Annotated in this window: 20 protein-coding genes; 7 read left to right on the top strand and 13 right to left on the bottom strand. The window is 68.1% G+C overall.

Annotated features, from left to right (window positions below):
• Nucleotides 1-371 precede the first annotated feature (371 nt).
• Nucleotides 372-1,367 (top strand): D-cysteine desulfhydrase family protein, encoded by a 996-nt coding sequence (locus F3L20_RS31995; RefSeq protein WP_150157613.1) that lies wholly within the window; start codon nt 372-374, stop codon nt 1,365-1,367.
• Nucleotides 1,368-1,520: 153 nt separating this feature from the next.
• Here F3L20_RS31995 and F3L20_RS31990 read toward each other — a convergent pair whose 3' ends face one another.
• Nucleotides 1,521-2,177 (bottom strand): DsbA family protein, encoded by a 657-nt coding sequence (locus tag F3L20_RS31990; protein ID WP_167534732.1) that lies wholly within the window; start codon nt 2,175-2,177, stop codon nt 1,521-1,523.
• 647 nt (nt 2,178-2,824) lie between these two features.
• On the opposite strand from F3L20_RS31990, the gene F3L20_RS31985 reads away from it, so the two are divergent.
• Entirely contained in the window at nt 2,825-3,523 is a 699-nt protein-coding gene (locus tag F3L20_RS31985) for an SDR family oxidoreductase (RefSeq protein ID WP_150157612.1), read from the top strand.
• A gap of 259 nt (nt 3,524-3,782) precedes the next feature.
• Here the strand turns inward: F3L20_RS31985 and F3L20_RS31980 are convergent, their stop codons facing one another.
• Entirely contained in the window at nt 3,783-5,123 is a 1,341-nt protein-coding gene (locus tag F3L20_RS31980; RefSeq protein ID WP_240811011.1) for an epoxide hydrolase family protein, read from the bottom strand.
• 705 nt (nt 5,124-5,828) lie between these two features.
• Between F3L20_RS31980 and F3L20_RS31975 the strand changes: the two genes are divergently transcribed.
• The 4 genes from F3L20_RS31975 (at nt 5,829) to F3L20_RS31960 (ending at nt 9,675) form a co-directional block, all read left to right on the top strand.
• Entirely contained in the window at nt 5,829-6,896 is a 1,068-nt protein-coding gene (locus tag F3L20_RS31975; RefSeq protein ID WP_150157611.1) for an alpha/beta fold hydrolase, read from the top strand.
• Nucleotides 6,897-7,371: 475 nt separating this feature from the next.
• A complete protein-coding gene (locus F3L20_RS31970; RefSeq protein ID WP_206338957.1) occupies nt 7,372-7,977 on the top strand; it encodes a hypothetical protein in 606 nt (201 codons plus the stop codon).
• 303 nt (nt 7,978-8,280) lie between these two features.
• Complete coding sequence (locus F3L20_RS31965) at nt 8,281-8,736, top strand: MarR family winged helix-turn-helix transcriptional regulator (protein WP_145828882.1); 456 nt, start codon at nt 8,281-8,283, stop codon at nt 8,734-8,736.
• A 471-nt stretch (nt 8,737-9,207) separates the two neighbouring features.
• Nucleotides 9,208-9,675, top strand: coding sequence for a MarR family winged helix-turn-helix transcriptional regulator (locus F3L20_RS31960; RefSeq protein WP_150157610.1), 468 nt, complete (start codon nt 9,208-9,210; stop codon nt 9,673-9,675).
• A 254-nt stretch (nt 9,676-9,929) separates the two neighbouring features.
• On the opposite strand, the gene F3L20_RS31955 is transcribed toward F3L20_RS31960, so the two are convergent.
• The 8 genes from F3L20_RS31955 to F3L20_RS31920 form a co-directional block, all read right to left on the bottom strand.
• Complete coding sequence (locus F3L20_RS31955) at nt 9,930-10,889, bottom strand: LysR family transcriptional regulator (RefSeq protein ID WP_150157609.1); 960 nt, start codon at nt 10,887-10,889, stop codon at nt 9,930-9,932.
• 294 nt (nt 10,890-11,183) lie between these two features.
• On the bottom strand, nt 11,184-11,939 hold the full coding sequence (locus tag F3L20_RS31950) for an NADPH-dependent F420 reductase (protein WP_150157608.1): 756 nt from the start codon (nt 11,937-11,939) through the stop codon (nt 11,184-11,186).
• A gap of 9 nt (nt 11,940-11,948) precedes the next feature.
• Nucleotides 11,949-12,989, bottom strand: coding sequence for an LLM class flavin-dependent oxidoreductase (locus tag F3L20_RS31945; protein ID WP_150157607.1), 1,041 nt, complete (start codon nt 12,987-12,989; stop codon nt 11,949-11,951).
• A complete protein-coding gene (locus F3L20_RS31940) occupies nt 12,982-14,031 on the bottom strand; it encodes an LLM class flavin-dependent oxidoreductase (protein ID WP_150157606.1) in 1,050 nt (349 codons plus the stop codon). The genes F3L20_RS31945 and F3L20_RS31940 overlap by 8 nt, the downstream gene beginning before the upstream one ends.
• A gap of 764 nt (nt 14,032-14,795) precedes the next feature.
• Nucleotides 14,796-15,167: a hypothetical protein gene (locus F3L20_RS31935; protein WP_150157605.1), complete on the bottom strand. Its 372-nt coding sequence runs from the start codon at nt 15,165-15,167 to the stop codon at nt 14,796-14,798.
• 76 nt (nt 15,168-15,243) lie between these two features.
• The gene (locus F3L20_RS31930) at nt 15,244-15,537 is read right to left on the bottom strand and encodes a muconolactone Delta-isomerase family protein (RefSeq protein ID WP_145828889.1); all 294 of its coding nucleotides are present in this window, start codon (nt 15,535-15,537) and stop codon (nt 15,244-15,246) included.
• A 251-nt stretch (nt 15,538-15,788) separates the two neighbouring features.
• Nucleotides 15,789-16,400: an NAD(P)H:quinone oxidoreductase gene (wrbA, locus tag F3L20_RS31925; protein WP_145828890.1), complete on the bottom strand. Its 612-nt coding sequence runs from the start codon at nt 16,398-16,400 to the stop codon at nt 15,789-15,791.
• 232 nt (nt 16,401-16,632) lie between these two features.
• On the bottom strand, nt 16,633-17,205 hold the full coding sequence (locus F3L20_RS31920; RefSeq protein WP_206338956.1) for a TetR/AcrR family transcriptional regulator: 573 nt from the start codon (nt 17,203-17,205) through the stop codon (nt 16,633-16,635).
• 361 nt (nt 17,206-17,566) lie between these two features.
• Here F3L20_RS31920 and F3L20_RS31915 point away from each other — a divergent pair, with 361 nt between their 5' ends.
• On the top strand, nt 17,567-18,586 hold the full coding sequence (locus tag F3L20_RS31915) for an alcohol dehydrogenase catalytic domain-containing protein (RefSeq protein ID WP_150157824.1): 1,020 nt from the start codon (nt 17,567-17,569) through the stop codon (nt 18,584-18,586).
• A 129-nt stretch (nt 18,587-18,715) separates the two neighbouring features.
• On the opposite strand, the gene F3L20_RS31910 is transcribed toward F3L20_RS31915, so the two are convergent.
• From F3L20_RS31910 to F3L20_RS31900, 3 genes are read right to left on the bottom strand one after another with little or no spacing between them, the layout of a single operon-like run.
• On the bottom strand, nt 18,716-19,117 hold the full coding sequence (locus tag F3L20_RS31910; protein WP_145828893.1) for a DUF6009 family protein: 402 nt from the start codon (nt 19,115-19,117) through the stop codon (nt 18,716-18,718).
• Entirely contained in the window at nt 19,114-20,640 is a 1,527-nt protein-coding gene (locus F3L20_RS31905; protein ID WP_145828894.1) for a DNA primase family protein, read from the bottom strand. The genes F3L20_RS31910 and F3L20_RS31905 overlap by 4 nt, the downstream gene beginning before the upstream one ends.
• Entirely contained in the window at nt 20,637-21,746 is a 1,110-nt protein-coding gene (locus tag F3L20_RS31900; protein WP_150157603.1) for a bifunctional DNA primase/polymerase, read from the bottom strand. Before F3L20_RS31900 ends, F3L20_RS31905 begins: the two co-directional genes overlap by 4 nt.
• Nucleotides 21,747-22,678: the final 932 nt, after the last annotated feature.

Below are 22,678 nucleotides of genomic sequence, written 5' to 3'. Positions count from 1 at the left end.
CGGTTCCTCAGGTGGGCGACGATCCGCACCCTCGCGGATCAGCGACCCCACGACAACGCGATCATCGCCCTCGGGCTCGCCCGTCAGGGTCTCGCCGACGAGCTGCGGACTCTCACCGAGAGGCTCGTCGCAGCGGCGGCCGGGCACGGATACCGCCTGCCCGAGGTTCTCGCGGGCTACGGCCGCTCGGCCTCCGCTGGTCCGGTTCCGTACCCCCACTCCTGCTCACCGCAGGCCTGGGCGGCCGCCACTCCCTGGCCCTGCGCACAGCGCTGGAGCAGGAGCGGGACGACCCCTCGTCCTGATCGCGTGATGCCATCGCCACAGCCCGGTGGGTACGCGAGGAGCGCTGAAGGAGCGATCATATGATCATGACCTCCCTGAGTGATGTTTCCCGGCCCGTCCGGCTCGGCACCTGGCCGACCCCGCTGGAGCCCATGCCGCGACTGGCCGAGTCACTCGGTCTCGGTGCCGAAGACCTGTGGATCAAGCGCGACGACCTCGTGGGGCTGGGCGGCGGCGGCAACAAGATCCGCAAGCTCGAGTGGCTGTGCGGTGCGGCGGTCGCCGAGGGAGCCACCCATCTGGTGACGACCGGCGCGCCCCAGAGCAACCACGCCCGGCTGACCGCGGCCGCCGGTGCGCGTCTCGGCCTGGAGACCGTGCTGGTGCTGGCGGGTACTCCCGACATCGCGGCCCAGGGCAACCTCGCCCTGGACGCGCTGTTCGGCGCGACCTGCGTGTGGGCCGGCGCCGTCGACGGTCCGGCACTCACCGCCGCGGCCGAGGAGGTCGCCTCACGGCTGCGGGCCGAGGGAGCCCTGCCGGCCGTCATCCCCTTCGGTGGCTCCAGCGCGCTGGGAGCCCGCGGTTACGCCTCCTGTGGCCACGAGTTGCTCATGCAGGACCCCGGCCTGGACACCGTGGTCGTCGCCGTGGGGTCCGGCGGCACCATGGCCGGTCTCGTGCACGCGCTCGGCGCCCGGCGGGTTCTCGGCGTCCACTGCGGTGCGGTGAGCGATCCAGCCGGAGCCGTGGCCACACTGGCCTCCGAGTTGTCCGGCGCCCCCCTCGCGCCGGACTCGCTGCGGCTGCGCATGGATCAGGTCGGGGAGAGTTACAGCACGTTGGCCGCACCGGTCATGGACGCCATGAACCGGACCGCTCGCAGCGAGGGGATCGCGCTCGACCCCGTGTACACGGGAAGGGCCGTGGCCGGTCTGATCGCGGCTGTGGCCGACGGCGACATCACGCCCGGCCGGCGCACCGTCTTCCTGCACACCGGCGGCCTGCCCGGTCTGTTCGGGCACTCCGGCGCACTCGAGGCGACCGCGGCCGACCTGGCCTCGCGGAGTCTCACTCCCTGACGCCGGACATGCATCCGTCCGGCGGCCGGGGGCGGTGCCGGGAGCCCGGGGTGCAGGAAGGTCCGCCGGGCGACCGGCCGCCTGGTGCCGGGCGGTGTGCCGAGCGTCCGGCACGGGCCCGCTACGCGGACTTCTGGAAGGCACCTGCGCGGATCAGCCGAAATCCGGGCTGCCTGCCCGTGTGCGCTTGATCTCGTAGAAGCCCGGCGTGGTAGCTGCGGCGAGCACACCGTCCCACAATCGCGCCGCCACCGCTCCTCTGGGCGCGGGACTCACGACGGGCCCGAAGAACGCGACCGGGTCGCCGGCCTCATCGGGTCCGGGAACGGCGATGATCGGGCTGCCGACGTCCTGGCCGACCAGGGTGATGCCCCTGTGGTGAGACGCACGCAGCTCATCGTCGTACCGGTCCCCGTCGCCCTCGTCGGCAAGGCCCACGGGCAGTCCCACGTCCCGCAGGGCGGCCTCCAGCGTCGCCCGGTCCTTGGGCTGCTGTCGAAGGTGGTAGCGGGTACCGAGCGCGGTGTAGAGGGGTTCGAGCACCTCGGGACCGTGCTGCAGTCTCGCGGCGGTCAGGACCCTCACCGGCGCCCAGGCCTCGCCCATCAGGACGCGGATGCGTTCCGGCAGCTCGTCCAGCCGGTTCTCGTTCAGGACGGAGAGGCTCATGACGTTCCAGGACACCCGGACGGGCCGGAGCGCGGCCACTTCCAGCATCCAGCGGGAGGTCAGCCAGGTCCACGGACATACGGGATCGAACCAGAACTCCACGGTGCTGGGCGATGCGGCTGAGGTCTCGGCTGTGTTCAAGGGAAACTCCAAGGGCTGCTGCGGCCCGGCTCTTGTCGCCCGCGCCCGCAACAACAGGCGGCGGCCGTCAGAGGGGGATCGGATACGGGCGGGCTGTTCAGGTGCGCGGCCGGATGAGCGACTCGGCGCCGCCGGGCCGGACAGACCGACCCACTCACACTACCTCGTAGGTGACCGGTCAGCTATACGTGACCCCGTGTCGCGTCCGCAGACTTCGCCGGACGCCCCCGCCTCACGGCTCACGGCTCACGGCTCACGGCTCACGGCTCACGGCTCACGGCTCACGGACAGATACTGCTTGGCAGTCAACGCCCACCCCCGGCCGTATGCGGCGGCACATCTCCGGCCGTTCAGGCCACCTGACTGCCACCTTGGCTTCCCTTTTGCAATTCAGATGGTTCCGCTTCGTCCCGGAGCAGGGCTACTGTCGACATGTACTTGACTTGCGAATATAAACCTAAGTGTTAGCCTAACCCGCGCAGATCCGGCGCCCGCATACCTCGGGGCCGGACCGCGGCCGCCAGTCTCACCACTCATACCGGTCACCACGGGCGAAGGCGCCGTCCGCACCCGCACTCCGCTGTCGGGCCGGCGTCAACACATGTCGAGCGCACGTCCGGTTCGAACGTGCATCAAGGGGACGAACCATGGAGATCAAGGGAGCAGTCGCTCTGGTGACGGGAGCCAATCGCGGCATCGGTCGCGCCTTCGCCCGGGCCCTGCTGGACCAGGGGGCCGGGAAGGTGTACGCGGCCGCGCGAAACCCGGCCGCCGTGACGGATGCCGACGTCGTGCCGCTGCGACTTGACGTCACCGATGCGAACAGTGTTGCCGCCGCCGCGGAGCTGGCGGACGACGTCTCCATCGTGATCAACAACGCGGGTGTCGGTGCACCCGGTACCCAGCTTCTGACCGGCCCTTTCGACGGCGCCCGACAGGCCATGGATGTCAACTACTTCGGCACCTGGGCGGTGGCCCGGGCCTTCGCACCCGTCCTGGCCCGCAAGGGAGGGGGCGCCGTCGTCAACATGCTCTCGCTGGCGTCCTGGGTCGGTCAGCCCCAGTTCCCCGGTTACGCGGCGTCCAAGGCCGCGCAGTGGTCTCTGACAGACGCTCTGCGCAAGGGCCTGCACGCCCAGGGCACCCTGGTGATCGGAGTGCACACCGGGTTCGTGGACACCGACCTCAGTGCCTGGACCGACGCCCCGAAGATCAGTCCTGAGCTGGTGGCCGCCTTGACCATGGACGCGCTGAAGCACGACCGGCTCGAAGTCCTGGCGGACGAGCAGACTCGAGCCGCCAAGGCCGCTCTCTCGACGCCCATGGACAAACGATCGGACCAATGACGAACAGTTTCCCGAAGGGCGGGCGGGCACGGCACCGGATAAGCCGGGTCAGAGGGGCGCCCGGGCCACAGGCGCCCGGCGCGGCCCAACGCCGCCCCTGAGGACCGGCGTTGCGCGTCAGCCACGGCCGGCACGCCCCGTCCTCGCTTCCCGGAGAGAAGGGGCGACGGCCCTCTCATCATGGTGGGCAGGTCGCTCGGCATGTCCTCCTGCGGCCACCGTGCTCCCGGGTCGCCTCCCGCCTTCCCCGGGGACCGCGCTAACGCAGTGACCTGAAGGCCGTGCGGATCTCTCGCGACAGCAGCTCCGGCTGCTCCCATGCGGCGAAGTGGCCGCCCTTGTCGACTTCGTTCCAGTGCACGAGATTGCCGAAGGCCTTCTCGCCCCAGCTGCGGGGCGCGCGGTAGATCTCGCCCGGGAACACCGTGACCGCGACGGGCAGGGTAGGAATGTCGAAGGCGTCGAAGGGACCACCGCCCGCTTGCGCGCCCTCCCAGTACAGCCGCGACGAGGACGCACCGGTGTTGGTGAACCAGTAGAGCGAGATGGCGTCGAGCATTTCGTCGTAGGTCAGGACCTTCTCCGGCTTGCCACCGGAGTCGGTCCACTCCGCGAACTTGTCGTAGTAGTACGCCGCCATGGCGACCGGAGAGTCGGCGAGGGCGTACCCGATGGTCTGCGCACTCTGGTTCATCATCGCGGCGTAGCCGAAGCCGTCGCGATAGAAGTGCAGCAGCCGGTCGTAGGCGACCTTCTCGCGGTCGGAGAGGCTGCGGGGCGCCGGGTCGAAGTTGCGAAGGTGCCGGAGCACGTCCTGTGGCACCGTTCCAGGCATGTTGATGTGGATGCCCAGGAGTCCTTCCGGGCGCTGGACCGCCAGCAGTTCCGAGATGATGGCACCCCAGTCGCCTCCCTGGGAGACGTACCGCTCGTAGCCCAGACGGAGCATGAGCTCATGGAACGCACCCGCCACCCGGGCCGGGTTCCACCCTGTCGTCGCCGGCTTCTCCGAGAAACCGTAGCCGGGCAGCGTCGGAAGGACGAGGTGGAAGGCGTCCTCGGCCCGCCCCCCGTGGGCCGTCGGATTGGTCAGCGGACCGATGACCTTCAACAGTTCGACGATCGAGCCGGGCCAGCCGTGCGTCATCAGCAGCGGAAGAGCGTTCGCGTGCGGTGAACGGATGTGGGCGAACTGGATGTCCAGCCCGTCGATCTCGGTGATGAACTGCGGCAGGGCATTCAGCCTGGCCTCGATCTTGCGCCAGTCGTAACCGTTGCCCCAGTACTCGACGAGCGGGCGCAGCCGGGCCAGTTGAGCGCCCTGGGATCGATCGCCGACCGTCTCCCTGTCGGGCCAGCGGGTCGCCTTCACCCGGCGCCGTAGTTCGTTGATGTCTCGCTGCGGAACCTTGATCCGGAAGGGACGGACCCCGGGGACCGGCTTCGGCGTGCTCGCCGCATCACCGTCGAGCCCGCCTCCCGGCACCGCGTGGGCCTGACCGCCCAGACTGATCTGCGTAGCGGCCACGGCGCCTGCCGCCATTCCGAGGAAGCGACGCCGGCCGGCGTAGTACTGGCCGGTACCTTCGGTAGTGTTCATCGGGAACTCCTTTACTCACTCGCGAAACGGTTTCGCGTCACGCTGGGAATGACTGGAACGGCACTCGGTCCGCAGGGGAGATGAGCGGGTGTACTCCCCCGACCTCGGGGGTGTGCCGATCCGCTCTCCACGCCGGACCTCTTGCGTACCGGCACTTGGGACAGCCGGCGGCCGTGTGAGACAAACCGCCCGGCAGGTAAGCCCGGCACATGTGATTTCTCAGAGACCCGACGGCGGACACGCCAGGGACAGGACGACGAGTGATCCCCAGCCTCGCTGTTGCGCATCGATCATGACACCAACAACGTCACCGGTCAAGCAGGTGACACAAAGCGTCCCGCGCGACCCTGTTGCCGGCGGATGCGGTCGGGCGACCGGCGACCGCACCGCCCCCGTCCCGCTTGACGCCCCGAGCGAACGGCTTCTTGAACCATGGCCTGACTGTGGTCGTAGCGTCGGAATCGGGTTGCGAGGCAGCCACCGTCCGTGTGACCGCACGGCACACAACGACATGTGGCACATATGTGTTCCCGGCAAATCAAGCGCCGCGTTCGGTGCACTCCACGCGGACACGCACACAAGTACACGTCACCGGTTTGACGGGTGACGGTCGGATGTGGAAATGTCATCGCGCAGAAGCGGACGTCCCCGGGAAAGACCGTCGGAGCGCCGCCACCCGATAGCCCACTCACGACGGAGGCTCCCATGATCAACAGGCGTACCTTCACCAAGGCCGCCGGCCTCGGCAGCGGCGTGGCCGCGGTCTCACTCGCCGGGTTCCCGGCCAGTGCGAAGGCCTCGACCGGCCACCGGAGCGGTACCGGTGGGCCTGCGCCGACAGTGCCCACCGTGACTCCCGGAACGCACACCTCGTTCGACCGGATCAAGCACGTCAGGGCGGGAGTCCTCAACGTCGGCTACGCCGAGGCCGGGCCGGCGCACGGCCCCGTAGTGATCTGCCTGCACGGCTGGCCCTACGACATTCACAGCTTCGTCGACGTCGCCCCACTGCTGGCGGCACAGGGGTATCGGGTCATCGTGCCCTTCCTGCGCGGCCATGGCACGACCCGCTTCCTGTCCGCTCGCACCTTCCGCAACGCGCAGCAGTCGGCCATCGCCTTGGACATCATCGCCCTGATGGACGCTCTCAAGATCGATCAGGCGCTGCTCGCCGGTTTCGACTGGGGCACGCGCACGGCCGACATCATCGCCGCCCTGTGGCCGGAGCGGGTCAAGGGACTTGTGTCGGTGAGCGGTTACATCATCACCAACGTCGAGGCCCAGAAGCAGCCCATCCCGCCCAAGGCGGAGTACGCCTGGTGGTACCAGTACTACTTCGCGACGGAGCGGGGCCGCCTCGCCATGGAGAACAAGACGAACCGCCACGACCTGTGCCGTCTGGTCTGGGACACCGTCTCGCCCACGTGGGACTTCGACGACGCCACATTCGAGCGCACCGCCGCCGCGTTCGAGAACCCCGACTATGCGGCGATCGTGATCCACAACTACCGCTGGCGGCTCGGTCTCGCCGACGGAGAGGCTCGCTACGAGCGCTACGAGCGACAGCTCGCCACCCGCCCCGTCATCGAAGTGCCCACCATCACCCTCGACGCCGAGCGCGATCCGTTCACCGCCCCCGGTAACGGTGCCTCGTATCGCGACCGGTTCACCGGCAAGTACGCCCACCGAACGCTGACCGGTATCGGGCACAACCTGCCGCAGGAGGCTCCCACGGCCTTCGCGCAGGCGGTCGTCGACGTCGACCACCTGTGAGGTGTCGCGCGAACCGACCTTCTTCCACGGCACTCACGCGGGCCACTGTGCGCCGTGAGTGCCGTTGCGGACAGCCGCGTGCCGGCAGCTTCCCTGGCATCACATAATCGGGTGGGCTCTCGGCACTCTCGGCGTGCGCGACGCCCGCCGAGGTCGTCCCGCACGAGCCCCTCCCACATGGCAACACGAGACGCCGGCGGCTCCGGTTCACACCTTCGGGCCGGTCCGTGACCGCCCGCAGCCAACGGGGCCCCGATGGCCGATCGCGCAGCCAACGGGCCCCGATGGCTGATCGGCACTCTTCTCCCCCGGTGCCGCAAGGCGGGCGTGTGGTGGGTGCCGAGGGCCCGACCATTCGAGCCGGAGGCCGCGCCGCATGCCTGACCGGACGGCCACCTCCATGACACAGGCCGGTCTCGGACGTGGCGACATGGGTACGATGCGCCAGATCATCCATGTAAGGGAGTGAACGGTTGTGACCAGCCAATCAACCGCCACGCTCCGGTCGCGGTATATCGAACGGGCCGCGTCGGACCTGGAAGAGAACCGACATCAGCAGGAGGAACTGACCAAGGCCCTCGCGAGGTTGAAGCACGAGGAAGCCCTTCTGGTCGACATCCTGAGTCTCGCTGAGCGTCACGAGGGCCTGCACGTAGCAGCGGAGTCGTCCGCTCAGAAACGGTCCGGCACACATGTTCCGGCCGGACGGCCTGCGCAGCCTCCGTCGCAGCAGACGACACGTCGCTCGGCGCACCTGAGGGAACGCCGACTCAAAAGGGTTTTGGCAGAGTCCGGCGCGAAGGGGAAGTCGCGTCAGCCTCTGCTCGGGGAGATCTTGACGGCGCTGCTTGGTGCCCACTCGGAACCGCGCCTCGCCAAGGAGCTGCACGCTGAGCTGACGGCTAAGCACCCCGACCGGTCACCGACGCCACAGGTGGTGCGGAACACCTTGGAGTCGCTCGTCGCCAAGGGGCGGGTCCAGCGCCACAAACAACAGCGTTCGGTCATGTACACCCTCGCGGACGATGCACGCGGCGGCGTTCCGGCAGAAGAAGGCGACGCCGTAGTCGCGGGAGACTAGACCTTCCCACTGTGACCCGGCGGCCGGAAGCATTCCGGGAGCCTTGGCCGGCCGGATCCTCGCCCCGCCGCTCGCCGACGGCGAGAAGGAACGGTCCGCCTCTCCTGGCTCGCCGGGTCACCAGGAACCCTCCCACATTCAGCACACGCGTATTCAGTCAAGACGAATGGTCATCTCAGATGAGCGCCCGAACCGACTGCACATGAAGCTGCTGAATCGCGCCCGTTCTCCTGGCCGCTGCGAAGCCTGCGAGAACACATCCATGCGTCTTCGAGGGACGAACTCGCCAATTAGACTGGGCCCATGGCAGACGCGACGACGATCAATCCCCTCAACGCGGACGAGGAGGCTTTCCTTCGCGCTCTGGGCAGAGTAATGGCGGTGTTGCCTCGAGTCGTCGATGCGGACATGCTCGAGGAACATCCGATTACCAGTACCGAGTACACGGTCCTGGTGCATCTCTCCGAGGCTCCGCACCACCAGATGCGCATGAGCGAACTGGCCACCATGTGCGGCCTTTCCCTCAGCGGCATGACGCGTGTCGTCAACCGTCTCGAAGCGCAGTCACTGGTCCAGCGCCAGAGGAGTCCGGAGGACGGGAGGGCCTGGTTGGCCATCCTCACCGACTCCGGATGGGAAATGCTGCGGCGGGCATGGCCGACGAACCTCGCCAGTGTGCGCCGCCACATCTTCTCCCGGCTGGAAGGCTGTGACGTTGCGGCCGCCGCGAAAGTGCTGGAACGCATAGCGGCCCCTTGACGCGCGGCGGACGAGGGTGGAGCAGGCCGGGACACCCGTGGGTTCGGGCGCCCGGTTCTCAGCACCCGAACCTCTCCGATCACACGGGCCGGCGGCCGCCGATTTCCGGGTCGTTCCGGCAGTGCCGCGCCGGCACTTCGTGCGGCTCGCCCTGCCGGCACCGGTTCGACACGGAGTGTCCGCGTCGACCGGCCGGCCTAGGGCACACACCGGCAGCCGTGCCGTCCCAGCCCGCTCCGATCAGGCGTCGAGACCAGAATCATGCTCGGGATCACGGGGACATCCCCGGGAAGACGCCGGTGCAAGCGGTGGGTTAAGATTGCTTCGTCAAACAATCGATGAGGAAGGAGCCCGCCCTGTCGACCTCGCGGGCCGACATCCGGATCGCACCGTGAACGGCTCGAAGGATCGGGTGCGACCACTGAAGAGGCTCGGCCGATCGGCTCCTTCCACCTGAACAGGAGCCTTTTGATGACGTTCCAGCCGACGCCGACCGAGGCCGCGGTGCGACCGCTGAACGCGGACGAGGAGGCCATCGTCCGGTCCCTGCCCCACCTGATCTACGCCCTGCCACGCTCCATAGACGCCGACATGATGCAGGAACAGCGCATGTCCGCCACGGAATACCTGACCTTGATGCATCTGTCGGAGGCATCCAACCGCCGTCTGCGCATGGGCGACCTCTCCACAGCGTGCGAAATGTCGCTCAGCGGCACCACTCGCGTCGTCCACAGGCTGGAGAATGAGGGGTTCATCCGGCGTGTGCGGTGCGACCAGGACGGCCGCAGTTGGTATGCGGTCCTCACCGACGCCGGCTTCGCGAGGCTGGAAGAGGCCTGGCCGACGAACTTGGCGGCCGTGCGACGCCACTTCCTCGATCACCTCGCCGGAATAGACCTGAAGTCACTCGCCACCGCGCTGCAGAAGGTCGCCATGTGAGTACGCACGCCCTCCCCCGCGGCGCCACGGGAGGGGCCGGCGGTGCGCCGGCGGCAACTGGGGGAACGTCTTCTGCGGAGCCGGTCTCGGCGAACCGACTCTGCCCGCCGAGACCGGAGCGCCACTCCGTACGCGCGGGTGTTGACCGAGATTGACCGGACATCCATCTGCAGGGAACCGGTCGGTCGGCGTGCCGGCACCGGGCGCGTTCGGCGAACGACGGCAGTCAGCAGGTCCTGTGATCGCCGGTGGCATCAGTCGCCGGAGTCACTCCGACGGGCCGCGCGTGGACCTTGGCGCCCGTGGGGGTCGTCGCCGGGAAGCCATGCGCCCGGGCCGTCGATTCCCAGCTCGGCCGGTTCGCGGCGCAGTGTTTCCACGACGGCTCGGACTTCGGCACGGTCGTCGTCAGCCCGCCACACAAGGGACCAGGTCCAGTAGACGGCCGGGTTGATGACGGGCACTCGTGTCAGGTCGGGGGGAAGGGCGGCGTCCTGGTTTTTCGGGTTGTCGACGACGGGGCGGCGACTGCGACGGACGTGCTCGAAGAACGCCTGCCCGGTGAGGCTGCTTCCGGAGACCCAGGCCGCCCGGGCTCCGGTCGCGCGGGTCACCTGCTCGGCGTAGGTGTTCCACGACCGCCAGGTGGTGTCGTCGTCGAGCAGGAGCAGCGTGTTCCCGGCAGCCACCTCGCCCAGGTCCTTCTGCGAGGTGACAGCGTGCAGCCGATGGGCACCGACGAGCGCGGCCCGCAGGCCGAGCTCCTCCAGGTCTCCGGTCCGCACCCAGCACACGGCGAGGTCGAGACTGCCGTCCGCCACCCGGGCCGCCTGGGTGTGGGAGGGTGCGACCCACGGGTCGGTGTGCACCTGAGCCACCGCGGAAGTGCGGGCGCTCAGGTCGGGCGGCAGCCAATGGACGTAGGCCAGCCGCAGCGGCTTCGAACCGGACAGCTGCCGGGCGCGATGCTGCAGGCCGTCGGCTCGGGACACGAGATCCCGGGCCTCGGGAAGCAGGGACGAACCGGCTCCCGTGAGGGTGACCGAGCGGCGATCGCGGTTGAACAGCCGCACGCCCAGGTCGCGTTCGAGGGCTTTGATCTGCTGCGACAGGGACGGGCCGGCGATCCGCAGGCGGGCCGCGGCCCGTGCGTAGTTGAGTTCCTCGGCGACAGCAACGAAGTACCGCAATTGGCGCAGCTCCACGGTCGTCATGCTACTCCGGAGGATCACAGCGCCTGTCCGAACGAAGGGCTGAGCCACCGAGGTGATCTGTCGGCCCGGTCGTCTCCGCACAGGTATCGCTGTCATCGACGCCCTCTGTATCGGCGTGGGCATCTTCTGAGGGCGTTCGGCGGACAGTCCGGGCGTGGTCTGCTTCTGCGGGACGCCGGGGCACCATGCGCACCGTCCCGAAGTTCGACGGCGTAGCCCTTCGCCGCCCCGGTCAGGTCATCTCATGGGGCAGGGGGGTCGTCGCACGGAGCTTGGCCGCACCGTCGGCATGGCTCATGAGGCGAGGGTCTTTTCGGAGGTGGCCGTCGGTGCGCCAGAACGGGCCTCAGCGACCAGGCGGCCGCGTTCCGTGGCCGGGAAGCGATTCAGCATGGCCGTCAGCTCCTCGGCGCCGACATTGGCCCCGAACGGCTCCGTTCCGGGCTGAAGGCGCACCCCTTCCGCGAGCGGGCCGGCCTGGACCGGGTCGAAGCCGAGCTCGTCGACCAGTTGGGCCACGCGGTGCAGGGCTTCCGGATCGTCGGCGGCCACGGCGATCGCCTTGCGTCCGGTCGTTCCGGCCGGCGCAGCCCCGTCTTCGAGGTCGTGGTAGCCCATGTGGTTGAACGCCTTGACCACCTTCGACTCAGCCAGGAGGTCCTGTACGAGTTCGCTGGTGGAGGTGCGCGGATCGGTGAAGTCGTCGCGCACGCCGTCGACCTCCCACCAGTAGTTCATCGCGTCCACGACCTTGCCCCAGTAGTTCATCGCGTCCACGACGAGCTTGCCCCGCAACGCCTCGACGGGGACGGCCCGGTATTTACTCAGGGGCAAGGCCAGAATCACCACGTCCGCCTGGCTCGCCGCCTCGGCCGCGGTGACCGCGACGGCTCCGGGGGCCAGGACCTCGACGGTGAGGGCGATCTTGTCGGGTGTGCCCGATCCCGCGACGAGTACGCGATGACCCGCGGCAACGGCCAGCCTGGCCAGCACCGTTCCCACTTTCCCGGCGCCCAGGATGCCGATCGTGGATCCCTGTTCGGTGTTCATTCCGTCTCCTTACGCACGCCGGTCGGCGAGGATGTCGCGGACCATGGGGATCACCTTCGTGCCGTAGAGCTCGACGGAACGAAGGCGGTCACTGATCGACTGCGTACCGGCGGTGTAGATGAGGTCGAACCGGCCGACGCCGAGTTCCCGTACAGTGCCGGCGATCTTGCGCGCAACCGTCTCGGGCGAACCGATGTACAGGGAGCCGTGTGCGATCTCGGCTTCGTACTCCTCTCGGCGTACCGGCGGCCACCCGCGCAGCGCGCCGATCCGGTCACGGATCGCCCGGTAGCCCGGCCAGTGCGCAGCGCGGGCCTCCTCGTCACTGTCCGCGACGAAGCCGGGAGAGTGCATGGCGACCGGGTGGGCCGTGGTGCCGAACTGCGCCGTGGCGCGCTCGTAGAGGTCGATGTAGGGGGCGAAGCGGGCGGGGGAACCGCCGATGATGGCGATCATCAGGGGCAGACCGTGCCGAGCGGTACGCACGACCGACTGGGGCGAACCACCGACGCCTACCCAGGTCGTCAGGTGTCCCGACTCGGTCGTCGGATAGACCTCCGCGTGGTCGAGGGCGGCCCGCACGGTGCCCTTCCAGGTGACGGGCTCCTCCTTCAGCAACTGCACGAAGAGGTCGAGCTTCTCCTCGAAGAGCACGTCGTAGTCGGCCAGGTCGTAGCCGAACAGGGGGAACGACTCGGTGAAGGAGCCGCGGCCGAGGATGACCTCGGCCCGCCCGTTGCTGAGCGCGTCGAGTGTCGCGAACCGCTGGAAAACCCGCACGGGGTCGTCGGAGCTGAGGACCGTGACGCCTGAGGACAGGCGGATGCGCTGGGTGCGGGTGGCGATGCCGGCGAGAACGGTCTCGGGGGTGCTGACCGAGTACTCCGGGCGGTGGTGCTCACCGAGTGCCAGCACGTCCACGCCGAGATCGTCCGCGAGTACGGCCTCGGTGACGGTCTGCCGGATGGACCTGGCGTGCGAGACGAGCGCACCCGAGTCGTCCCGGGGCACGTCACCGAACGTGTCCAGACCGAATACGAGTTCAGACATGTGTGGGTTCCTTACTGAGTATCTCGCGCACCCGAGGGGCGACTTCGCGGCCCAGCAGCTCGATCGAGCGGGCCCGGGCCTGACGGGGCAGGTGCATGACGTCGTACTTGAGGTCGAAGCGGCTCAGATGAAGGTCACGGGCCACTGTGGCGATCTTGCGTGCGACGGTCTCCGGGGATCCGACGAAGAGCGCCCCGTGCTCGAGCTCGGCCTCGTAGCGTGCCCGGTCCGGCGGGTAGAAGCCGCGCTCCTCCGAGAGTTGGCGCACCACCGGTTCCCAGTACCGCCACCAGGTCTCGACCGCCTCCTCGTCGGTGTCCGCGATGAGCCCCAGCGAGTGCTGTCCGACCGGTTGCGGATCGTGCCCGGCCTGCCGGAGCTCTCGGTGGTAGAGCTCCACGTGACTGCGGAAGCGCTGGGGACGTCCGCCGACGACGGCCAGCATCATGGGCAACCCATGGCGGGCGGCCCGGACGACGGAGTTGGGGCTGCCGCCCACACCGATCCAGGTGGGAATCCCGCCCGGGCGCATCCGCGGCCGCAGGACCTGTTCGATGACCGGGGGCCGGGTCGCACCGGTCCACGTCACCTTCTCCTCCCGCTGCAAACGCATGAAGAGTTCGAGTTTCTCGTCGAAGAGTCGCTCGTAGTCGGTGAGGTCGTAACCGAACAGGGGGAAGGACTCCGTGGCCGAGGCACGCCCGAGAACCAGCTGGGCGCGGCCGTTCGACACTGCGTCGAGCGTCGCGAACTCGTGGTAGAGCCGCACAGGATCATTGGTGCTCAGCACGGTGACCGAGGTGCCGAGGCGCAGGCGTTCGGTGGCGGTGGCCATGGCGGAAAGCAGGACAGGGGTAGCACTGTCGACGTGGCCCGGCCGGTAGTGCTCACCGACACTGAAGACGTCCACCCCGGAGTCCTCGGCCAGCCGGGCCTCCTCGACGAGGAGACGGACGGTCTCGGCGTCATCGAGCGTCCTGCCGTTGTCGGTGGCGACCTCTCCGAAAGAGTTCAGCCCGATCTCGAAGGCGTTGACTCCCATGGCTCCTCCCGGGGCCGCTCCCAGCGGTTACCCTGAGAGCATTACTTGACGTGTCAAGCATATCGCACTTGCTTGACGCGTCAAGTAGACCTGAAACGGTGCTGGGCTTGAGCCTCCGCCACCCGAATCGGCTTGCTACTGGCCCTGTGCGCCCAACCTGCCCGCCGCGGCGCCTCAGTGGCACAGCCCCCGCTCACTCCCTGGGGCACATGACCGTACCAAGAAGAAGAAGGCAGGGGCAGCGGGCGTTCAGGCGGCCGCCTCACCGGCGAGGGGCGAAGCGGGCGATGCCGCACGGACGCCGTCCCTTGAACCCCGTCCACCCAAGGATCTACGGCGTAAGCCGTCCGGCGAATGCCGGAACAAGGCTCAGCGGCGGACCGCCCGGCGCGGAGCACTCGAGATGCCTTGGACTGCCGGCCATGGATATGTCCCCGGCTGCCGACACGCGCCACCATCAGGATCAGCAATGTGGTGAACCGAGGCGTTCACTGCCGGGGGCGCGGTGGTCGTCTCCGCTGTGTCCTGGTGTCTTCGTGCAGCCGACGCCCATGCGGAGAGCCACTCGAGCGACGTGCACGGACACGGGCGCCGTGAGGAGGCGGAGCTGTCCCCGTGGGTTGTGCCCGTTGACGGGCCGCTCATTCAGGGGCCCTTGATGGCTGTCTCGCCTACTCGGTCATCGCCTGGCCGGCTGGGCCGGCTGCCGGGTCGCTGCCCGGCCGGCGTCGCGGTGGCGGGGAGGTCATCCCCGTCCTTCTCTGTCAGCCGAGCTTGGAGACCTGGTAATGGCCGATCAGCCACTCCCCGTCAACGCGCCTGAGCACGATGCTGAGGTTGACGGAGATGGTCGGGCGGTCGACGAAGGAGAAGTCGACGCCGAGGTATCCGAGGAGGACGTCGTCGGCCAGCTCGCGGGTTTCGAGGACCTCGTAGGCCGCCGTCAGGCCCAGCGGCTGGGATGCGTAGTACTCAGCGACGCCTGAGCGTCCGACGCTGTACGGATGCAGTCCCTGGAAGATCGCGTCGTCGGTGAAGCATTCGGCTACGTCCTGCGGCGCGTGTGTGTCGACCCCTGTCTTCCAACGGTCCATGACACCGCGCAGGGTGCTCCGATGTGTCTCTGTGCTCTGCATCAGGTACTCCCGTTCATCGAGGCGGAACCTGGCCACCTCTGGATCGGTCCTGGCGACTTGGGTCGCACCCAGGAGGTCAGGCGGCCCGGCCCGGATCGTTCGGGTGGGACTGCAGTGGCGTGATCACTGCGCTCATCCAGGGCCACAAAGGCAGGCTCCCGAGAACGTTCGCGCGAAGATCCGCTTCGTCGTCGGCGAGCCAGATGCCGACGCTGCGAAGCTCTCCCACCGGGCGCCACAACCGGAACAAGCGCCCCTGAGCTGCCAGCTCCCCGGCACGCACTGCTTCGGCGGCCCGACGCCGGTCAACCTCCGCCGGGTCGGTCCCCTCGGGAACGACAGTGGTGAGTTCGACCATGAACTCCTTCATGATCCATTCCTCTCTGATCTGGTGACGGCGGTACCGAGCACAAGCACCGGCCACGGAGCCTTACCTTGCCTGCCGCCCGCATGGGCGGCTCGGCACCTACATGATCCGCCCGTTCTCTCCGGGCGACACCCGGGTCCGCACCGGGGCGGGCGTCGGAGGGCTCATGGGGGTGAGTCTCCGTACGCGGCGATCCAGACCCAGGTTCCGCCGACCAAGCGGACGAACCATGGCCGGCCCCACAGGGTCCGGTGTCAGGCAGCTGCCTTGATGGCACTCGCAATCTTGATGACACGCTCGGCCTGGATGCGGGCGGCGGTACGTGTGACATCGTCCACCGGGTTGGCGCCCTGCGCGTCGACGTGCGAGGTGCCGTAGGGGTTTCCGTCGGTGAACTTGTTCGGGTCGGTGAAGCCCGGCGTGACCGTGAGGCCGCCGAAGTGGTGGATCGAGTTGTAGAGGGCGAGGAGGGTCGACTCCTGGCCGGCGTGCGCGGTGGCCGAGGAGACAAAGCCGCTGTAGATCTTGTCGGCAAGCTTGCCCTCGGCCCACAGACCACCCAGCGTGTCGATGAACTGCTTCAGCTGCGACGACACGTTGCCGAAGCGGGTCGGCGTGCCGAAGATGATGGCGTCGGCCCACTCGACGTCGGCGGCGGTTGCCTCCGGAATGTCGGCGGTGGCGGCGTGGTTGGCGGCCCAAGCGGGGTTGGACTCGATGGCGGCACGGGGCGCCAGTTCGGCGACCTTGAGGAGGCGGACCTCGGCGCCGGTCTTCACACCGGCGTCGTGGAGTTCCTTGGCGATCTCCGTGATGGTGCCGGTGGAGGAGTAGTACACGACAGCGAGCTTGACGGGAGTGGACATGAAAGCGTTCCTTCGACGAGTCGGGCCGACCACCACTAGGTGACCGGTCTCCTAAACTAGACGACCGGTCGCCTAACGTCAAGCGTCGATTTTCAAGGGCCCGACGTGGGTGTCGCGAGCTGCCGTTCCCGCCGGCCGCAGACGTCGGCCGGCCCCGCCTCGCTCCCCCGTACCCCCTGGCGCAAGTGCGATCCGGGGCACGGCGGTCGCCGCCAGGGCGGCGACCGCGTGACTAGCGCAGGACGACCTCGAAGACGGTCCGGAAGAACGCCTCCACAGGCGCTGCGGACTTGTCGACCCTCGCCGCGATCAGCGCCCCTTCCCAGGCGCTGAGGATGAACAGTGCGGTTGTCTCAGCATCGAGGGAATCCTTGAGGTCGCCGGCTTCCTGCGCCTCGGTGAGCAGCTGCCGCAACCGCTCGGCCCACCCGTCGAAGCCCCTCTTCGCGGCGGAGCGGATCTCCTCACTGTGATCAGCCACCTCCGCGCCGAAATTGCCCACCAGGCAGCCGCGGACGAAACCGTTGTCCAGGACGTCTCGACTCAAGAACTCGAAATGGGCGCGAAGCCTGTCCAGCGGGGGGCTGCCCGGCGCGGTGAGCATGTCGAAACGCAGCGAGTCCGCGTACCGGCTCAGCGCCTCAAGGGCGCTCTCCTCCTTGCTGGAGAAGTGGTTGTAGAAGGAACCCTTGGGAACCCCCGCAGCCTTGGTGATGTCGTTGATCCCTGTCGCGTTGAAACCTCGCGCGTGGAACTGTTGGAACGCCGCCTCGGCGATGTCCTCACGCTTAGACGCTCGCCCCATGGCTCTGGCCTCCTTGGAATCCCGCATCGTCACGTCGTGCGTGCCACCGCGCCGCGGGAGCACGACGCCGAGGACAGGACGGGACCTGGAACCGGCGGACGCAGAGATGACCGACCACACCAGTTTACTCGGACACGATCTCCCCGATCGTGCGCCATTGCTGATGGAGGGCTCCCCCGTCGTCCCTGCCCCCTCCGCACGGTGGGAGCGGCACCATGGGATAAGGTTCAAGTCGACTGGTCATTTTGCTTGCTGTCGCCGACGGAGGCGGTCGCACGCCCATCGTGATGTGGTGAAGAAGCCACCGGTGCGAGACCGGTTCGTCTCTGCTTGTCCGGCCGAAGGAACATCAGGAGTGAGCATGTCAACATACCGGGCCTTCGAAGCGACCGGCGTCCACAACCTTCACCTTGTCGAGCGCGATCTGACCGACCCCGCACCTGGACAGGTGCGTCTGCGAGTCGAAGCCTGCGGGATCTGCCACACCGACGTCCTGGCCATCGAGGGCCTGCGCGAAGACCCCTCGCGTCCCATCGTCCCGGGTCACGAGATCGTGGGTGTCATCGACGCGGTCGGCGCCGGAGTCTCCGCTTGGCGACCCGGCGACCGCGTCGGCGTCGGTTTCCTGAACGGGCACTGCTGGGAATGCGAGCCGTGCCGACGGGGTGACTTCGTCAACTGCGCCAACCAGGAACAGACCGGCACCACGGTCGACGGTGGCTACGCCGAGGTCGTCCATGCCCGAGCCAGCGGGCTCGTGCGCATTCCCGACGGCATTTCCGCGACGGACGCCGCTCCCCTGCTCTGCGCGGGCTTGACCACTTTCACCGCCCTCCAGCGGGGGCCTGCCCGGGCCGGAGCACTCGTCGCCGTGCAGGGCATCGGCGGTCTGGGCCACTTGGCCGTGCAGTACGCGCGCAGCCTCGGCTACCGTGTCGTCGCGATCGCGCGCGGCGAGGAAAAGGAGACGTACGCCCGGCGTCTGGGCGCACACGAGTACATCGACAGCTCAAGCACCGACCCCGGGACCGAACTCGCTGCCCTGGGCGGGGCTTCGATCATCGTCACCACGTCCTCCAGCGGCGCGTCCATGAACCCTCTTGTTCGCGGCCTCGCCCCGAACGGGAGCCTGGTCGTGGTCGGGGCGGCACCCGACCCTCTGACGATCGCCACCCCGGACCTCATCTTCGGCACCCGCGCTGTCATGGGCAGTCTGACCGGGTCCTCCATCGAGAACGAGGACAACCTCGCCTTCAGCCTGGCGCACGACATCAGGCCCAGCGTCGAGGTCATCCCCTTCACTCAGGCCGCAGAGGGATACGAGCGCATGCTCTCGGGCAAGGCCCGCTTCCGCGTCGTGCTGGACCTCACAGCCGCCTGAGCAACGGCCCGCACAATCCCACCCACAGACGACGGGACCACGTCTTTCCCAGTACGTGGTCCCGTTCGGCATTCTCATGCTCATCGTCGGGACGTCGGGGCCGTGACATGACGAGGGTGGCCGGCCTCGTCACAAGGGCAGCGTTATGCCCAGCTGCTGCATGGCGCTGGACGGCGGACCTCCTTCGGAGCGCTCGGTCTTGTAGCCCTTCACACGCGGCTCCAACGTCCGGGGGTCGACCGCCTCGGCGGGAGCGCTCTTCGCGTACAGCCCGTCGGGTTGGCTGTCCCGATCATGCGGCAGGAGCCAGAAGACCCGGCGGCGGAAGGTTCCGGAGGCGCGGGACGCCTTGGCGGTGGTGTTCAGGAGGGCGTAGCCCACCATGCGGCCGTCACGGTGATAGGCGGGCTTGCCCTTGCGGGTGGGGAGCCTGTCCAGGCTCTGACGGACGTAGTCGAGGTCGTTTACGTCTTCCAGCCAGACGAGCTGTGTTTCGTGGCTGATCTCGTCCTCAGTGATCAGGGAGCTCATGCGCCTGCAGCCCTTTCCTGGTCGTCGAGCAGTCCGATGCCCGGGTAATGCTTGCGCTGATTGGACAGGATCATCTCCTTCGGCGAAGCCAGCCCTACGAGTTCCCGCGTACGAGCAGCGAAGGCCCTCGAGGTCATGACCGGCGCTCCTTCATTCTGGCACCACGTCTTGTAGGCCGCGTAGAGCGCCGTCTGCTCCGCTCGCAACTCAGGGCCGAGTACACAGCATTCTTCGTAGAACCGGCCGGTGTGGTCCTCGGTCTCCGCGTAGGCTGTGGTGGCGATGCGGACGCGCTCGGGGCCGGTGAGGTCACGGTCACCCGCGAGGTAGCGGCGCGCGCCGTCGATGAGCCAGCCCAGGATCCCCGGCCCCTCCTCCGTGACGAGGATATCGGCGAGATTGTCGATCTTCCGGTGGTCGGGCACGACTCGCTCGAAGGGAATCAGACGCATACGGCGCCAGAACGCGAAGCCGCCGGTGCCGACTTCGGGACGGTGATTGCCCAACAGCCACAGTTTGTGGGTCGGTTCGAAGCTGAAGAAGTCCTGGCGCATGCGACGGGCCTTGATGCGGTCCCCGCCGGTCAACAACTTGACCCGGGCCTCGTCGAACTTGTCACCGGGCTTGACCTCCGAACACACGATGACGCGCCGGCCGTGCAGCTCAGCCAGGTCGGTGGGGTGGCCTTCGTACGGACGCGCCATGAGAAAGCCTGGAGGGGCAGCGTCAGCGTAGTCACCGAGGAGTTTCATCAGAACGTCCAGGAGGACCGACTTACCGTTCTTGCCGGACCCGAAAAGGAACGGCAAGACCTGGCCACCCACATCACCTGTGAGCGAATAGCCGAGAAGTAGCTGCAGGTAGTCGATCATCTCCCGGCCTTCGGCATCGTCGCCGAAGGTGTCCGTGAGGAACCTCTCCCAACGGGGCGTGACGGTGTGCAGGGGCCCCACCGTGGTGGACCGGGAGTGGAAGTCCTTGTTCGGATCGGGCGTCTTCAGCATCCCGGTGCGCAGGTCGACGATGCCGACCGGGGTGCACAGCGCGTAGTGGTCCGCGTCGAGGCGGGCCGCGTTGAGAACCATCCCGGGAGCGGATTTGGCCTGCGAGAGCATGGCGTTGATGCCTGCGGTGGACAGCGCACGGCGACGGTGATTTTGCAGGGCACTCGTCGTGAAAGTCCCCCGGGGGTCGTGTGTGGCGATGCTCTCCGCCAGATCGCCGGCAGCCCAGAGGACGGTGTCGTCCTCGTCGATCTGCCAACGCGTGGTGTCCCAGCGGTACCAGCCGATACCGGGCACGTGCCGGTAGTCGTTGGCATACAGCTTGACGAACAGCTTGGCATTGCCTCGGTCGGACAGGGTGTCGGGAAGCAAACCGTCGGCCGTCGCCTCGCCGACAAGGGTCCTGCCGTTCTCGGCCTGCGTAGGCCGGGGCACGGCGGCGGTGCCCTGGGCGCGGATCTGAGCGGCTACGGCTTCAGGGTCGAATTCGAAGAGGGCCTCGGGCCGCGGCGCCGTCATGGGCGCCTCCCGTTGTCGTAGAGCGGGCGTTTGAGACCTGCGGTGAGACCGCTGCGAACGATCTGTTCGATGCGGTGCTCCTGTCCGGGGCGAGCTGTGATCGCGGTTTCCTTCAGGACGCGTTCGGCCTCTTCCTGCGGCAGTCGGCCCGCCGCGATGAGCCCTCCCAGAGTGTACGCAGCCCGGTTGAGGGCGTCCGAGAACCCGGCTCCCTCGGCCACCTGCCCACAACTCTCCACGGGAGCCAGGACGGAGGCGAGGAGCTGAGGCTCTTGCCGTCCCCCCGCAGCCAGCACGGCCTGCCTGGCCCGAGGGGGGACGGGACGGGGAGCGGGAATGCTGGCAGCGGGCAGGTGACCCGTCCTTTCGAGCTCCTGGCTCAGCCAGAGCGGAAGGGGTGCCGGTTCGCGGACGTCCCCGACGGGCCTGTACGCCCCCTGCTGCGTCGAGGTGCCGGGAGCGATGATGTAGCTTCCATGGGCTCGGACGTCCACCTGCCAGGCCAACGCTCGTCCGGAACTGGAACCGACGGACGACTGCCAGCGCCGGTGGTCCCCGGCCCGGTACCAGACGTGCAGGCCCCCTGACGGGGTGCGCACCCTCAGCGTGGATGTGTCCTCCGCCGGGCTTGGCTGCCCCCGCAGGGCGGCCAGAACGGCGAGCGTGTGGAATCCGTTGGACAGCCCGGTGAGATCGATGTGCTCGGCAATGGGGATGCCAGGAAGGATCCGGTCGCGTGTGGGGGGCTGGACGAGGTGTGCGTCGATGTCGATGACCACCAGGCCGGCTCGACCGCACGAGACCCCGATGCCGAACTGTGGATTGGTCCGCCACCAGCGCTGAATACGGTCCTGGTCCAGGGTTGCGGCGTGGAAGCCGTGACACCACCTGCCTGCAGGGATGCAGGGGCAGGCGGACGGCGCATGGGGATGTGCGCGACAGTCGCTGCAGTTGGCGGCCGGGGTCTTGCGGCCCGGAGCCAGGGGGTGGACGGGCCAGCCACGGCGCGCACACCAGCGGGCCGTGGCAAGGGCAAGGTCAGCGACTGAGTGCCGCGGAGCGAGCTCGCCTGAGTCGCTGCGAGAAAACCGCAGCTCAGCGGGCATTTGTTCCCCAATCAGCGACCGAAGCGACTCAACGATGAACTTAGCCTAGCGAATGCGGCCGGTGCGGTCATGGAGCCCATGCGGAAGAGCTGCGGCACCGTGTCGACGAACCGTCCGAACGGCAGCCAGCAGCGACCGTACCGGCGCGGCAGCGACTGAGAGTGCTTCGGTCGCTGCTCCTGCGTCCAGAGAAAAAGCCCAGGTCAAGCAGCATACAGCTGAACTAACAGCGACTGAAGCGACTGAAGCTTGCTATATATGACGCACACGCGCACACGCGAATGTCTTCATATACCCGAAACTTCAGTCGCTTCAGTCGCTGTCTCGTCTTGATCATGCCTCTGACCTGCACGTTTACTGAGACCGAGGGCAGCGACTGAAGAGTCGCTGAGTCGCTGTTCTCCAGTCTCAGAACCGAGTGCATCGCAGCGACCGAAGCGACCAAAGCGACCGAAGGTCGGGAACCGTCTCGACGAAGGCCATCAGGCTTGCTCGGTTCTGCGGGACGACGTGCTGGTCATGCCCTGCCCGAAGGCAACGCAGCGACCCTACAGTTCCTGCGGGTGCCTTCCCTGGACAGGTCTGCGGACGCGGACGAGCGACCAGCCTCCCCTCCCCCGCTGGCAGGTTCCGGGCTGACCCCTGTGGTGGGGAGCCGGTCGAGCCCAACACAGATGGATACCACTCCCCCGACCAGCCGGGGTCCCGTGTCCTGGGCGGGGAGAACAGGGTGGGGACAGGAGATCGAAGAGCTGGCGTTGGAGACACTTCCAGGCTGAGAAAGGTGCTTTCCGGTGCGTCGCCTGCTCGCCAGGCGTGAGCACGGAAGCGAGCGGCCAGGCGGTGGCTGTCCGCGGCGAGGTGAAGCGTCGTGGTCGAACCGCAGCCGGAGCGCCCGGCCGGCCTGCTCGACCGGCCCGCGGACCGGGCCT

It is taken from the genome of Streptomyces tendae (genome assembly GCF_008632955.1).
GTDB lineage: Bacteria > Actinomycetota > Actinomycetes > Streptomycetales > Streptomycetaceae > Streptomyces.
The sequence above is the reverse complement of the archived record's forward strand: the minus strand, read 5'-3'. Positions and strand labels throughout refer to the sequence as shown.

What these genes read in the sequence shown, in the direction of transcription:
- F3L20_RS31995 (WP_150157613.1), top strand. Translation starts at nt 372, where the DNA reads ATGACCTCCCTGAGTGATGTTTCCCGGCCCGTCCGGCTCGGCACCTGG.
- F3L20_RS31985 (WP_150157612.1), top strand. Translation starts at nt 2,825, where the DNA reads ATGGAGATCAAGGGAGCAGTCGCTCTGGTGACGGGAGCCAATCGCGGC.
- F3L20_RS31980 (WP_240811011.1), bottom strand. Translation starts at nt 5,123, where the DNA reads ATGAACACTACCGAAGGTACCGGCCAGTACTACGCCGGCCGGCGTCGC.
- F3L20_RS31975 (WP_150157611.1), top strand. Translation starts at nt 5,829, where the DNA reads ATGATCAACAGGCGTACCTTCACCAAGGCCGCCGGCCTCGGCAGCGGC.
- F3L20_RS31965 (WP_145828882.1), top strand. Translation starts at nt 8,281, where the DNA reads ATGGCAGACGCGACGACGATCAATCCCCTCAACGCGGACGAGGAGGCT.
- F3L20_RS31960 (WP_150157610.1), top strand. Translation starts at nt 9,208, where the DNA reads ATGACGTTCCAGCCGACGCCGACCGAGGCCGCGGTGCGACCGCTGAAC.
- F3L20_RS31955 (WP_150157609.1), bottom strand. Translation starts at nt 10,889, where the DNA reads ATGACGACCGTGGAGCTGCGCCAATTGCGGTACTTCGTTGCTGTCGCC.
- F3L20_RS31950 (WP_150157608.1), bottom strand. Translation starts at nt 11,939, where the DNA reads ATGAACACCGAACAGGGATCCACGATCGGCATCCTGGGCGCCGGGAAA.
- F3L20_RS31945 (WP_150157607.1), bottom strand. Translation starts at nt 12,989, where the DNA reads ATGTCTGAACTCGTATTCGGTCTGGACACGTTCGGTGACGTGCCCCGG.
- F3L20_RS31940 (WP_150157606.1), bottom strand. Translation starts at nt 14,031, where the DNA reads ATGGGAGTCAACGCCTTCGAGATCGGGCTGAACTCTTTCGGAGAGGTC.
- F3L20_RS31935 (WP_150157605.1), bottom strand. Translation starts at nt 15,167, where the DNA reads ATGCAGAGCACAGAGACACATCGGAGCACCCTGCGCGGTGTCATGGAC.
- F3L20_RS31930 (WP_145828889.1), bottom strand. Translation starts at nt 15,537, where the DNA reads ATGAAGGAGTTCATGGTCGAACTCACCACTGTCGTTCCCGAGGGGACC.
- wrbA (WP_145828890.1), bottom strand. Translation starts at nt 16,400, where the DNA reads ATGTCCACTCCCGTCAAGCTCGCTGTCGTGTACTACTCCTCCACCGGC.
- F3L20_RS31920 (WP_206338956.1), bottom strand. Translation starts at nt 17,205, where the DNA reads ATGGGGCGAGCGTCTAAGCGTGAGGACATCGCCGAGGCGGCGTTCCAA.
- F3L20_RS31915 (WP_150157824.1), top strand. Translation starts at nt 17,567, where the DNA reads ATGTCAACATACCGGGCCTTCGAAGCGACCGGCGTCCACAACCTTCAC.
- F3L20_RS31910 (WP_145828893.1), bottom strand. Translation starts at nt 19,117, where the DNA reads ATGAGCTCCCTGATCACTGAGGACGAGATCAGCCACGAAACACAGCTC.
- F3L20_RS31905 (WP_145828894.1), bottom strand. Translation starts at nt 20,640, where the DNA reads ATGACGGCGCCGCGGCCCGAGGCCCTCTTCGAATTCGACCCTGAAGCC.
- F3L20_RS31900 (WP_150157603.1), bottom strand. Translation starts at nt 21,746, where the DNA reads ATGCCCGCTGAGCTGCGGTTTTCTCGCAGCGACTCAGGCGAGCTCGCT.